This window comes from Embleya sp. NPDC059213 (genome assembly GCF_042754445.1).
Taxonomy (GTDB): Bacteria; Actinomycetota; Actinomycetes; order Streptomycetales; family Streptomycetaceae; genus Embleya.
The window spans coordinates 1-12790 of record NZ_JBHZAV010000235.1 but is presented as its reverse complement, the minus strand read 5'-3'; the positions used below and the strand labels follow the sequence as shown (position 1 = coordinate 12790).

Genomic DNA, 12790 nt, shown 5'->3' with positions numbered 1-12790 from the left:
GGGGAAGTACGTCTGCGTGGTGAGGATGCCGCGGTTGGGCGCCTGGACCTTCATGTGCAGGTGCCGGGTGCGGCCCGGGTACAGGCCGGGCACGATCGTGGTGAGCTTGTAGGCGCCCTGGGCGTTGGTGAACTGGTGGCCGCGGAAGGCGAATCCGGTGTTGTCGTAGGTCCCGTTGGTGTCCGCCTGCCAGAAGTCCAGGAGCACGTTGGCGAGCGGCTGACACTGGCGGCCGAAGACGTAGCCGGTCACGGTGAGCGGGATGCCCGGGGTGCTCGACGTGGCGAGTACCGTGCGCAACGGCGAGTTGGGCTTGAAGTACGGCCCCTCGGTCTGCGCGATCGTGGGTGCGTCGCCGTCGTGGCAGAACGGCGTCGGAGCCAGATCGGTGCCCGAGTCGCGCGAGGAGCGGGCCAGCGCGGGGACGCCGCCGATCAGGAACGGCAGGGGCGCGGCCACGAGCGCGGCCTTGAACAGGTTCTTCCGGGTGATGCCCCGCGAAGCGGCTTCGTCCGGCGCTTCGCTGTGCGGCTTGTCGATGTCCGTGTCGTCGATGTCCACGTCGACCTTCCTCGGCGGCGGCGGGTACGGGCGTGTCGACTCGACGGCATCGGCCCACAGCGACCGACACCGGACGAGGTCACCACCCACGATCGTCTCGAATCTATGCGGGCCGATCGGGCGGGGCGATGCACAGAGCACGGCCGTCATAGTCCTTTTCACGGATGTCGTGGTGATGGTCCGACCGCGCAGGCACGCGCCGACCTCGCGGCCGCGATCAAGCCGGCGAGAGGGCGCGAGCGAATATCATCCGCCCCGCCCGCCGCCGAGGACCGGATACGGAGCGCGCGAACGGGCAGGCCCGGGCGGGAGTGCCGGACCCGGGACGGTCGGCCGCGCACAGCGGTAGCCCGCCGACGACCGCCCGGACGCGGGAGCCGCCGCCCACGGAGGAGTCGGCGGAACTCGAGAACCGGCTCGCGCGCGACTTCGAAGACAACCTCGGCACCCGGATTGCCGAGGCCCGGGAATGCCGACGCCGGTGGCTCTGCGAGGTCTCGGGTCTCGGGTCTCGAACAGACCCTGGTCGCGCTGCGCGGAAAGAGGGAACGTGTCGAACGCCTGACGACGACGGCATCCACGATGCGCCCGGGGCCGTTCATTCAGCGGCGGCCCGTCCGAACGGGCCTTCCGAACCTGGACGCGGGCCCGTCCGCCGAGACCGGCAACGTGCCGCAGCAGTGTGCTGTCGGTTCGAGATGACAGCCTCGACCGCCATGGACACCAACGGGTTCTGGACGCTGATCGAGGACGCCCGCAGCCAACTGCCCGATCTCGCGGACAGCAACGCGCTTGCCCACCAGGCCAGTTCTCTGTTGGCTGCTCGCCCTCGCGCCGAGATCATCGCCGGCCAACAGGCTCTGTGGGACCTGATGGCCGCGTCCTACCGGAGTCCGCTGTGGGCCGCCGCCTACGTGATCAACGGCGGATGCTCCGACGACGGCTTCGACTACTTCCGAGGCTGGCTGATCCTGCAAGGCCGCGACACCTTCGAGCGCGTCCTCGCCGACCCCGACGCACTCGCCGAACTCCCGGCGATCAGAGCCGCAGCGGCGGACGGAGCGGACATCGACGGCGAGGAAGCACTGAGTATCGCCTGGAACGCACACGAAACGGCGACCGGCGAAGAACTCCCCGCCGATGTGTTCACCATCCGATACCCGAATCTCGACCCCGACTGGAACTTCGACTTCGACGATCAGGCCGAGATGAGACACCGTCTGCCTCGCCTGACAGCGCTCTACCAGTACTGATCCAGCCGCGACCTCCGCGACGTGTCGGCAGGACGGCGTGTAGATCGCTCCGAACGTCCGCTCTGCTCTGCGGCGGGGCGGGGCGGGGCGGACGCTCACCTCCGACGTTTCTCGCGCCTTGTCCCACCTTCGCCGACACGGTGCCGATCGTCGTTTCACCGACCTCCGCAGCCGCGCCGGTGCCGTTGTCGAGTTCGTCGAGTGGCGCCAGCCTCCCGAGCTTGAGTTGCCTCCTGACGGCGCCCTGCGGGCGTTGCGCGGCCGTGCGCCGATGTCTTCGTCGCCGGTGGTGCATCCGGGGCGGAACTCCTCCAAGGATCTGTCCCATTGGAGTACGGGTGTACCTCGTCGATGCCCGCGTTGGCGGGCAATCACCGGGGTCAGCCGCCGCGTACGAGGCCGTCGTCGGTGGCCTCGGCCCCGGTTTCGTGGCGGCCGTCGGTTCCGGCCGTCGGCCCGTTTGCTTGTCCCCGTTCCGCGGGCGTGGTCGGATCCGGTTTCTCCGCGCTGTCGCCGGCGTCGTGGAGGTGGGGGCGACCGGCGGCGTCCGGAGGGTCTCTGCGGGTCGTGCACCGATCCCGCCGGTGACCACGTACCGGGTGATGGTGACCGGGGTCGGCTGGCGCGGCCTGTGTGTCGAGCCGAGTGTCGTCTCGTGGTTGCCCTCGGGCTGTCGGGTCGTGGACGTTTGCGCCTTGCTGCGGGGACTCGTCCGCGAAGTGTCGAGATGGACCCGCGTTGTCGTCGATGTGTTCCTGCACGGGATCGGAAGCCTCATGCTGATTCCGGTCGTTGTCCCGTTGCCCGCCGGTCCGAGGTTGCGCCTGTTGTGCGACGCGTTTCTCCGTCGGCCCGCCTGCGGGCTGGGCGACGGTCCTCGGCGCGGGTGGACGCGCGCTTCGCCGTCTGTTTCGTGGCGGTGCGGGCGTGGGTTTCACCCGTTGGCTCGGCGGGCCTGCGTTCCGCGCTCGTTGTGCGACCCGGTCGCGGGCGTGCGGGTCTTCCGGGGGGCGACCACGTTCGGGTACAGAATTCTGGCTGCGTTCATCGTGGTGTTCGGGAGCCTTCTCGGCCGCGCTCGTCGACGGTTTGCGGCCCCGCTGCCATCCGGTGGCGATGGGCGAGGGGGATCTGCTCGTGGCGTCACGACCAGGGAGCGACGCCGGCCGTTCCGGCGTCGGGGGAGAAGCCGCACGGCCGGTGGAAGGTGTGTCCGGCGGGCGTGCGCGAGTCTGTCGGGGCATCGCCATGCAACGGCCCGCCGTCCCAGGCGACCTGGACCGTGCCGGCCGTTGTCGGTGGAGGCGCAGCGTCTGTTCGAGGTTGCCGTGGCCGGCCTCGCGGAACCGAGTCGTGTGCGCGGGCCGGTGTTTCGGATGCGCGGGGTGATGTTCCGCGCGTGACTCGGGGCTTGCCGGTCGGCGGTGGCGGCCACCGTCGCCGGGCGACGACGGTGGGCGGGGCCGCCGCGTCGCGCGGTGGGGACCGTCGGGCCGGGTCCCGGTCGGCGCGGCGGAGGTGACGCGTACGCCTGCGGGCGCGGCCTCCGGAGAGGACGCGCCCGCGGGGTGCCGGCGGGGGTGCGGGGTCAGACGCCGATCGGGACCTTCGGGGCCGGGGCGTTCGTCGCCGCCTCGGCGCGGGTGCGTGGGATCAGCGCGGCGGTGACCGAGCCGATGCCGGCCAGGGCCACGCCGACCCACAGCGCGGGGACGAGACCGTCGACGAAGCTCTGGGACGAAGTGAAGCCGCCGTTGGCGCTGAAGACCGAGGCGAGCACCGCGACGCCGAGGACGCCGCCGAGTTCGCGCATCGCGTTGTTGGCTCCGGAGGCGACACCCTGCTCGTCGGTATGGACCACGGACATCAGCAGGCCGGCGGTGGGGATGAAGTACAGCGACATGCCCAGTCCGCTGAGGATCAGGGCCGGGATCTGCTGCGCGTAGGTGACGTCGGTCGACGCGGTGAGCGCGAACCAGGCCAGACCCGCCGCGCTCAGGGCGAGACCCGCGACGACGAGCGGCCGGCCGCCGATCCGGGCGGCCAGCGGGCCGGCGAGCGGCGCGATGACCACGGGCATCATCGTCCACGGCAGGATCCGCAGACCCGCTTCGAGCGGCGAGTAGCCCTGGACGCCCTGGAGGTACTGGGTGAGCAGGAAGATCGAGCCGAAGACGCCGGCGAACATGAGCAGCCCGGAGAAGGTCAGGGCGGTGAAGGCACGGTTGCGGAACATCGTCATGGGCAGCATGGGCTGTGCGGCGCGGCGCTCGTAGCCGACGAAAGCGGCGAGCAGTACGACACCGACGGCGATCGGGGCGATGACGCCGACGCTGGACCAGCCGTGGCCCTCACCGCGGACCAGCCCGAAGACGAGGCCGAGCAGGCCGAGGCTGACGAGGACGGTGCCGACCGGGTCGAGGCGGCTGTTGGGGCCGAAGCTCTCGTCCACCTTGCGCAGCGTGAGCGGGACCAGGACCAGGCCGAGCGGGACGTTCAGCCAGAAGATCCACTGCCAGGAGCCGTGTTCGACGACGGCACCGCCGACCAGTGGGCCCAGGGCGACAGCGAGTCCGTTGATGCCGCCCCACAGACCCAGGGCCATCGGGCGCTTCTCCGGGGTGACCGCGCGGGTCAGAACCGTGAGGCTGATCGGGAGGATCGCGGCGGCCCCGGCACCCTGTAGGGCGCGGGCGACGATGAGTGTGTCGGAGTTCGGGGCGATCGCGGCGATCGCGGAGGCGACCGTGAAGATCCCGATCCCGGTCGCGAAGATCCGGCGGCGGCCGAATCGGTCGCCCAGTGCGGCGCCCAGCATGAGCAACACCGCGAAGCTGAGGGTGTAGGCGTTCACCGTCCATTCCAGCTCGGATATCCCGGCGTCGAGGTCGTCACGGATGGACGGCAGGGCGGTGGTGACGACGAGGTTGTCGAGCGAGGCCATGAAGAGGGCGAAGCTCGAGGCGAGGAAGGTCCACAGGACCGTGCGCGATCCGGTCGCGGGTCGCGCCTGCTGCTTGCTCATGGGATCCCTTGGGGTCGAGTCCGGAGGTAGTGATCGATGACTTACTATCGAGGAGACACCGAATTTAGTTATTGATTACTAACTTTTGAGGGTCGGAGAGTTCAGCCCCGACGGCTGCCCGCGGTGCGCGAAGAAGCTCCGGCGGGTGGCGCGAACGGGGTTCAGTCGGACGGCGTGGCGGCGGGTGGCTCGCCGAACCGCTCGGGGCTCTCGCACAGGTCGCAGCTGAGCAGCTCGCCTTCCGCGGAGAGCGTGTCGTTGAAGTACCGGTCGCGGGGCAGGTCGAGCGAGGCGACGACGTTACAGAGCATGCCGCGAGCGAAGAAGTTGGTGAGCTCGTCGCCGTCGGCTCCGGTGACCTCGCGGACGAACGAGTCCAGCCGATCCCAGAACCTGCGGATGTCGGCCCGCAGTTCGGGGTCCTCGGCCGCGGCGTACGCCTGGAGCTGGATGCGCAGCAGATCGGTGTCGTTGCCGAGGAAGTCGTGGTAGGCGTGCGCCATCGCATGCATCGCCGGGAAGCCGGTGAGACCTTCGGTGGCGCGGCGGAAGCGCTCCTCGACACGGTCGAAGCCGTACTCCACGGTGGCGAGGAAAAGCGCCTTCTTGTCATCGAACAGGCGGAACAGGTACGGCTGCGAGACGCCGACGCGCTTCGCGATCGCCGCGGTGGAGGTGCCGTTCAGGCCGCCCCTGGCGAACTCGGCGACGGCGGCGCGGATGACTGCGACGCGACGTTCGTCGGCGCTCATCCGGACGGTGCCGGTCGCGCGGCTGGGGGCTGCCATGTGAAGTAAGTTATTACTCAATAACTGTGCCGTCAAGCCCGAAGCTCGGGCCCATTTCGAGGGCACTCGGCGCCACCGCGACCGCGCTCGGCGCAGCCCCGAACCGTTTGGCGATCGATGTGGAAACCGCGTTGGGAGTCGGCATGAGCCGCGAACCGACCGCGCCATACCGGAGTCTGACGCACGATCACGTGCCGGTGTTCCGGTTCCGGTTCCGGCTTCGCGTGATCGCGTGACCACCGGACGAGGTCGCCGGGCGTGGGGCACCCGACATGTCCGGCGCTCGCCGGGCATTTGCGGCGAGCGGGTGTCGATCTCGACGGTGGTGGCCCGGTCGGAGCCGAGGCGGGCAGCCGGGAGCGCGGCGTTGGTGCGTCGGGCCGGCCGGAGCACGATCGGCGATCCGGAGGCCGCTCGCGGTACGAAAGCGGCGCGGCGGCGCTTCGGGCGTCACACTGCGGCCGAAGCGCCGCCGCTGCGGCTGCTCATGCCAGCGGCTCGTGGTTGACCCAGATCGCCTTGTACGGGTAGCGGCTCTGCCAGCGCTTGATCAGGTCGATCGCCCCGGGCATGCCGAAGGTCGCGTTCAAGGCATCGAGATCGGCCACGCGTAGCTGCAGGATGGCGCTGGCGATGGCCACCGGAGCGTGGTCGTCGCCCGGGACACGAATATGGTGCCGGGCCGCGACCGACTCGACCAGATCGGAACCCATCACGAGCTCCTCGAACTCCTCGAGGTACCGGTCCAGCTCACTCGCAGGAATCGGACTGTCGAACGCCACGATCATCGTGTGGTGAATCATGCCTCCAGGGAACAGGCGTTTCCGGCGCCTGTCCAAGATCCATCCGTTCTCTTTCGATGCCTGGCAGGAATGGATTGCGCGGTAGTGTCGCGGCATGGCCGAGCTGGAGACCCGCGAGCTGGAGTACTTCGTCGCCGTGGCCGAGGAACTGCACTTCGGTCACGCAGCGGCCCGCCTGGCGATCGCGCAGCCGGCCCTGTCCAAAGCGGTCCGGCGCCTGGAATCCCGGCTCGGCGTGACGCTGCTGGAGCGCTCCAGCAGGCACGTCGCCCTCACTCTCGCCGGCGAAGCACTCCTGCACCACGGCCGGCACGCCCTCAACGCCGTCGGCGCGGCCGCCGAGAAGGCCCGCCGGGCCGGCGATCGGCAGGCCCATCTGCGCCTGGTGATCAAACCGGGCGGCGACGCGAACCTCCTGTCGGGCATCCTGGCCGCCTACGCCGGCCGGCCCGACGCCCGCCGGGTGGACATCCTCTTCGGCGGAGCCACCGACCGCGCCGACTACGTCCGAGATGGCCGCGCGGATGTTGCCCTGCTGTATGCGCCGTTCGACGACATGACCGGCCTGGACCACGAAACCCTGATGGTCGAAGGACGTGTCGTGATCCTGCCGCCGGACCACCGGCTCGCCTCTCACCCGGAGGTCACACTCGCCGACCTCGCCCGGGAGACACTGCCACGCTGGAAGGGTGTGCGCTGGACCGGAGCACCCGAGACGGAGCCGGGCCCCGAGGTCACGGACGCAGCCGAAGCCCTACACATGATCAGACTGGGACGCACCATCGCGATGTTGCCCCGCTCGCTGGCCCAGCCCATGCACCCCGACCTCGTCTACCGGCCCGTGATCGACGCCCCCCACAGCGAACTCGTCCTCGCGTGGGCACAGCAGGACCGCCGCCGCCTGGTCGCCTCCTTCGTCGCCGCCGCTGTGGATGCCGCAGGGATGACTTGAGGATGCGGATGATTCCGTACGATCCGGGTGCCATGTCGCAACAACCGGAAGGCGGTGCCGCGTTGTTCGGGCGCGGCGCTCCGACCTGTGGTGGGGTACCGATGGCGAATGTTGGTCCGTGTTTTGCGACATGGGACTTCGGTTCGTGAATCCGGTGTGCTTCGTTGCGAAGCACGGGGCCCTGCCGGAAGCGGTTCGTGACCTATGTCCCCAGGCATGCCACACCGGCCGCCGGCCACCCGCCGGCCACCGGTCCGGGCCGCCCGGGCTGTGCGCCCGCGCGCGGGATCCAGCGACGACATCCATCGGACGAAGTGGAATACGACATCGATACGCCGGGCAATCGCCGACGAAACGATTCGACGCGCCGTGGGCACCCGACACTCGAAACCCGACACGCGACACGCGACACGTGGGAAGGAGAGTTGAGAACCGCGTAGCGCCACACAGTGCCGCCCCGACACGATCGCGGCTCCGTCTCGGACAACGCCGTACCCGCCACCGCCGCCACACACGCGGCGCGGCGACCGTGAACGGCCGCCGCGCCCGGGCTCGTTCGCCTCATCTCACGCGGTCGGGCACGTGGCTCCCGGCAACGTCAGCGCCACCCGCGCATGCGACACCACGACGCTCACGCCGGACAACAACGTGATCCGCAGCGCGTTGACCGTGATCCCCCGACCGTTGGGGTCGACCACCCGCTCGTTCACGCGCACCGTCGCCACCAGCGGGATCGTGATATCCACGTTGACGTTGGGGTTCACCACCGGCACCCCGGCCACCCGCAGGTTCGCCAACGTGACCGAACCGCTCGGCGTCGCACCGCCGTTCGCGTCGCCCTGCACGGTGGCGACCGCTTCGACGACGTCCGCCGTGACCAGTCCGCCGAGCAGGTTCACCCCGGCCGTCTCGGCGCGCGCGTTCGCCCGCTGCAGGCCGTTCGCGTCGAACGTGCCCTCCGCGCGGGTGGTGACCACGCCCGCGTTGCCGACGACGCCCAGCGATACGGTCGCGACGTTGTCGGTGTCGACCGCAGCGACGTTCGAGCACGTCACGTCGGACGCGGCGATCGGGCCGATGTTCGCGAGCGGGGACGTCAGCGCGGCCCCGTACGCGTGCGCGTCGAAGCGCATCGTGTCGAACACGACGCTCGCGCACCCGGGCAGGCTCACCCCGACCACGTTGGTGAAGCCGGCCGCGCAGTTCGTGTACGTCCCGCGTGCCGCCGAGGTCACTTGGACCTGCGCCGTGCAGGATTCCTGACCTGCCGTCAGGTTGCCGGATACGTCGACCGTGCCCCCACCCGCCGGCGCGACGACCGAACCGGAATCGCACGTCGTCGTGGCCACTCCGGTCGCCTTGAGCCCGGCCGGCAGCGCGTCCGAGAACGACCAACCGGGCTTGGCGCCCAACTCGTTCGTGTTCGTGATCGTGAAGGTCAGGGTCGAGGTGCCACCGGTGAGCACCGGCGTCGGCGCGAAGCCGATGTCGACCTGCGGGCTCGCGTCGACGAGCTTGACGTTGTCGAAGGCCACGTCGTTGCCGGTGCCGCTCGGCTGCTCGTTCACCAGTCGGATGCCGGCCCGGTTGCCGGCGAACAGCACGGCGCCGTTGCTGGTGAAGGTGCCGACCTTGGCCCCGCCGATCGTCGTCGTGGCATCCACACACGCCTCGATCGGGCGCGTGAACGCGGGCGTGGCCCGGTCGCCGTCGAGCAGGTAGAAGCTGAACTTGGAGTGGTTGGCGAAGCAGTTGACCTCGGCGATGTCGACCGAGAACGCGATGAAGCGCCGCCCCGCAGGCAACGGGATCGGTGCCGCCGTCTCCAACTGCACCTTGCCGGCCCCCGGATTGCCCGCGGTGTACGCCGTCACGGCGTGGTTCGTGGTCGAGGAACCGCCCGACCACCGACCGAGTACACCCGCGAGGTTCTTGACCTGAGCCCAGTCGCCCGAAACGCACCCGCTGCCGGCGGGAGGCGTGGTCGACGCGGCCGGCGACGTCACCCAGCCGTTGCACGCGGTCAACCAGGCCGGGTCGGCGGTGTACGTCTCGCCCACCGGCGGACCACCGGTGTAGTTCGTGAGCAGGGTCGGCGTCGCGCCCTGGCCGTTCTCGAAACCCTCGGCGAAAATCGCCGCAGGCGCCTGCGGCACACCCGGCGTCCCGGGCGCGGCCTGCGCGCCGCCGATGGCGAACGGCGCGGTCAGACCCGCAACCGCCACCGCGATCGATATACCGACGCTGCCGAAGCGCCCGGTGAGCCGTTCTCTCATCGTGGACATGACGAAACCCCCTACGTCGCAAGGTGTCCGACCCCACGACCCACCCCGCAGGGCGGGCCGAGGACGGCAAGGCCGGACCGATCGCGGGCACCACGACCGGCCCGGCACATCGCCTCGAGCAGCACAGCACCCACAACGCCGAACACCCGCCTCCCGGCAGCCAAACCACACCTACAGGTGACACCGTCGCGCGCCGGCGCACGCACCGACCACCACGCACCTCCACCCTCGACCTGCGCCTCACTACCCCCGATCGCCCGACTGATCCAGCCGGCACTCGCATCCGGGATGCTTCCGGGCGAAGCAGCAGCGGGGGCGGACCGGCCTGGAGGCGACGCCTGCCAGCGCGGGCCATCGAACGTGGTGGCGCATCGGCCATCGCCCGATCCACCGGGCATTCCCGCGCTATTGACTCTCCTCTCTCGTCGAATGAGGACCGGGCGGACACCCGCCCGGTTGTAGGTGCGGCAGATGGCCTCGGTGAACTGGGCCTGCGCCCTCCGGCCCGTGAACGGGACATCAAAACAGCGGGGGCAAACCCCCATAGCCCGCCCGCCACCGCCAAATTCCCCCACGCCCGCCCGCGCCGCACCCCACCGCCCGGGCGTGGCCGTCCGGTGGGCGTCCAGCCACGGACTACTGCTGCCAAGACCAAGCCGCAAGCACCCGCCCCCTCGTCAAGCGCCCGCAGCACCTCGCGGTCCAAGGCTTTGACGATGCGCATCGAAGGGGGAGAGGCCGGCTCCCCATCCGCTCCTCGACGGCCCGGCCCGCCCACGAGACCCACCCGCCGGCGCACGGTGAGGCGCGGAACTCCCTTGCGGCGCACCGGCAACGGCGGCGGTGGCGTCCCTTGCGTAGTCCGGCACTGGTCACGTGCTGGAGTATCCAGGCATGTTCTTCCGGGCCAGTGGTGTCCCGGTCCCAGGCCAAAGACCGACGCGCCATCACCTGCCCGCGCCGGCTCGTGGGGCCGGTCCAGCGGCGACGTCGCCGGCCATCGGGGGAAGTCCCTGTGGTGCCCCGGCCATCCGGATGCGAGGTTGATCTCGTCGAAGTGCGGTACGGGGCGGGGGGATCGTGGGAAGACTCGGATGGGCCGTCGTGCCGTTCGCGGTGGCCGGGGTGTTGCTGTTGTCGGGATGTGGTGGAGACGACGACGAGCGCGGCAAGGGGGATTCGCCGGTGGCGAACCAGCGCGGCGACGACACCCCGGCCCAGGTGTTCAACATGCCGGACGGGTTCGGGAACTTGGCAACCAAGTGCGTCGGTCACGGATTTCGCGCCTACGTGACCACCAACGCGAGCGGCCCCTCCAACGTGCAGATCGTCCCCGACGCCGCATGCGCCGGGTGAACACGACGCGGTGGGCGCTCGTCGTGTCGGTGGTTTTGGTTCTCGGTGCCGTCACCGGTTGCTCGCAGAAGTACTACGACGAACGCGGCAAGGCCGACGGTCCGGTGCTCGGTGGTCGGGGAGATGACAGTCCAGCGGAGGTGTTCAACTTTCCCGACGGGTTCGGGAACCTCGCAACCAAATGTGTCGGGCCCGGCAAGCGCGCCTACGCGACGACCAAGGGTTCCGTGTCGATCGGCGAGGACGAGGTGATCATCCCCGCGAACGCGGTGATCGTCGACGACCCGAGCTGCGCGCGGCGCTGAGTCGGCCCGTCGCTGTCTGCCGGACGTCGCACGAGGCGCCGACGTTGCGGCGGCCGATGGCCGCATATGAGCCCACCCAGGGGCCGAGGCCGGCGCCGGCACGGACGTCGAGCAGGTGGGTGACACCGGCGACGACCCGACCCCAGCCGTCCTTGCCGTTGCGCGCGGGCCGGTAGCGGCCGTTCGCGGCGGAGTCGGCCGTGTCCAGCGACACCGACATCGCGTCCACGCCCAACGCGACGATACGTTCGGCCATGCCCTCGCGGGCGAGGGGATCCCGTTGACGCACACCGCACCCCCTCGACGCCGGCGTCCTCGATCGCGGCCACCGCGCCCAGGACCGCCGGCCCGGCACCCGTACCCCGACCGGCGTGTACACCCCCGTGGCCACCTGCCGCATACCGGCCCTGCTCCCGACATGGCCGGCCACCGAACTTGCCCGCACCGACCACCCCAACCCCCGGCGAAAGCCCATTTGTGCCGCCTCAGACCCGGCTTGCCGGCGTTGCCGCGGGCGGCCACGCGAACATCGCGGCCAAGGCGTCGGCCGCCCGTCGGGAACATCAGGACCGAGTTCCCCGCTCCGGAGCGGGTGACGACGAGCAGCGCCCTGCTCGCACGATTCGGGCGGCGGGGAGCCAGCCGAACTCGTCCGCTGCATCGACCAGTTGATCGATTCCGACGGCCTGTGTGGGGTGCGGTGGGGGTGTCATTGGGATGTTCGAGTCCCCGTGTTACCGGAGGTGGGGGGTGTTCTCGGCCGGCCGGAGGGGGTCTTCGTGGTTGATCCCGGTGACACCTTCCCGAATGTGCGGTGACAGGAAGCCGTATCGGCCGGTGTCGAGTTGCCCGTGCCTCCTTCCGGTTTTCGGTTGTCGGGCCGGATCAAAGGCGGAAGTCGGATCGGTCGTTGCCGGCGGTTCGCGGCGCCCGATCGAGGTCCCGGTCCCGGTTCGGTTCCATCGCATGCCGAGGGCTGTGAGTGCTTCGATGCGCTCCGCCGGCCATGTCGCGTGCCGTTGCGGGGCGTTGGCGAGTGCGATATCCGGCTTCACCGTGTGTTCCGGGCCACGGATCTCGATCGTCTCGACGTGCGTCCGCGGCACGACCAAGATGAGCCCGGAACGGCCGTGATGACACGGGCGCGGAGGGTGTCGTCGAGGTGGCCGAGGCGGTGACCGGTCGCACACCCGTCGGCGGTGTGGACACCGGCTTCGGGCCCGTCACCCACGACGACGAACGCCTGGTCGGCGGCGAGAGCCGCCTTGATCGCCGGTGGTGCGTTGACCGGTGTCGGCGCCGTCCCGGTCCGGCGTCGGCGCGTGTTCCTGAGCGTGGCCTGAGCAAGGACCGAGTGCAGGGGTATCGGCGTGGGCGTCTTCGGGGGTGCCGGCCGGACCGGTGGATCGAGATCGTCGCGGAGAGGATCAGACGGGGCGAGACACCCTGACCCGTTGGGCAC

Annotated in this window: 9 protein-coding genes and 1 pseudogene; 4 read left to right on the top strand and 6 right to left on the bottom strand. The window is 70.2% G+C overall.

What is annotated here, in order from left to right:
- Positions 1–555 (bottom strand): annotated as a pseudogene (locus ACFXMF_RS42740) (dioxygenase); the annotation flags it as partial.
- A 722-nt stretch (positions 556–1277) separates the two neighbouring features.
- Here ACFXMF_RS42740 and ACFXMF_RS42735 point away from each other — a divergent pair.
- On the top strand, positions 1278–1814 hold the full coding sequence (locus ACFXMF_RS42735) for a DUF4240 domain-containing protein (RefSeq protein WP_379992469.1): 537 nt from the start codon (positions 1278–1280) through the stop codon (positions 1812–1814).
- Between the two features lie 1588 nt (positions 1815–3402).
- Here ACFXMF_RS42735 and ACFXMF_RS42730 read toward each other — a convergent pair.
- From ACFXMF_RS42730 to ACFXMF_RS42720, 3 genes are all read right to left on the bottom strand, one after another.
- Positions 3403–4839 (bottom strand): MFS transporter, encoded by a 1437-nt coding sequence (locus ACFXMF_RS42730; protein ID WP_360322402.1) that lies wholly within the window; start codon positions 4837–4839, stop codon positions 3403–3405.
- A 161-nt stretch (positions 4840–5000) separates the two neighbouring features.
- The gene (locus ACFXMF_RS42725) at positions 5001–5627 is read right to left on the bottom strand and encodes a TetR/AcrR family transcriptional regulator (protein WP_379992814.1); all 627 of its coding nucleotides are present in this window, start codon (positions 5625–5627) and stop codon (positions 5001–5003) included.
- A 485-nt stretch (positions 5628–6112) separates the two neighbouring features.
- Positions 6113–6430: a hypothetical protein gene (locus ACFXMF_RS42720; protein ID WP_360322396.1), complete on the bottom strand. Its 318-nt coding sequence runs from the start codon at positions 6428–6430 to the stop codon at positions 6113–6115.
- 94 nt (positions 6431–6524) lie between these two features.
- On the opposite strand from ACFXMF_RS42720, the gene ACFXMF_RS42715 reads away from it, so the two are divergent.
- A complete protein-coding gene (locus ACFXMF_RS42715) occupies positions 6525–7382 on the top strand; it encodes a LysR family transcriptional regulator (protein ID WP_379992396.1) in 858 nt (285 codons plus the stop codon).
- A 566-nt stretch (positions 7383–7948) separates the two neighbouring features.
- On the opposite strand, the gene ACFXMF_RS42710 is transcribed toward ACFXMF_RS42715, so the two are convergent.
- Entirely contained in the window at positions 7949–9667 is a 1719-nt protein-coding gene (locus ACFXMF_RS42710; RefSeq protein ID WP_379992397.1) for a choice-of-anchor P family protein, read from the bottom strand.
- A gap of 1080 nt (positions 9668–10747) precedes the next feature.
- On the opposite strand from ACFXMF_RS42710, the gene ACFXMF_RS42705 reads away from it, so the two are divergent.
- Positions 10748–11023: a hypothetical protein gene (locus ACFXMF_RS42705; RefSeq protein WP_360322388.1), complete on the top strand. Its 276-nt coding sequence runs from the start codon at positions 10748–10750 to the stop codon at positions 11021–11023.
- The gene (locus tag ACFXMF_RS42700) at positions 11020–11328 is read left to right on the top strand and encodes a hypothetical protein (RefSeq protein ID WP_379992398.1); all 309 of its coding nucleotides are present in this window, start codon (positions 11020–11022) and stop codon (positions 11326–11328) included. The genes ACFXMF_RS42705 and ACFXMF_RS42700 overlap by 4 nt, the downstream gene beginning before the upstream one ends.
- Here the strand turns inward: ACFXMF_RS42700 and ACFXMF_RS42695 are convergent.
- Complete coding sequence (locus tag ACFXMF_RS42695) at positions 11276–11584, bottom strand: hypothetical protein (RefSeq protein WP_380021141.1); 309 nt, start codon at positions 11582–11584, stop codon at positions 11276–11278. The two genes, ACFXMF_RS42700 and ACFXMF_RS42695, sit on opposite strands and share 53 nt — an antisense overlap.
- Positions 11585–12790: the final 1206 nt, after the last annotated feature.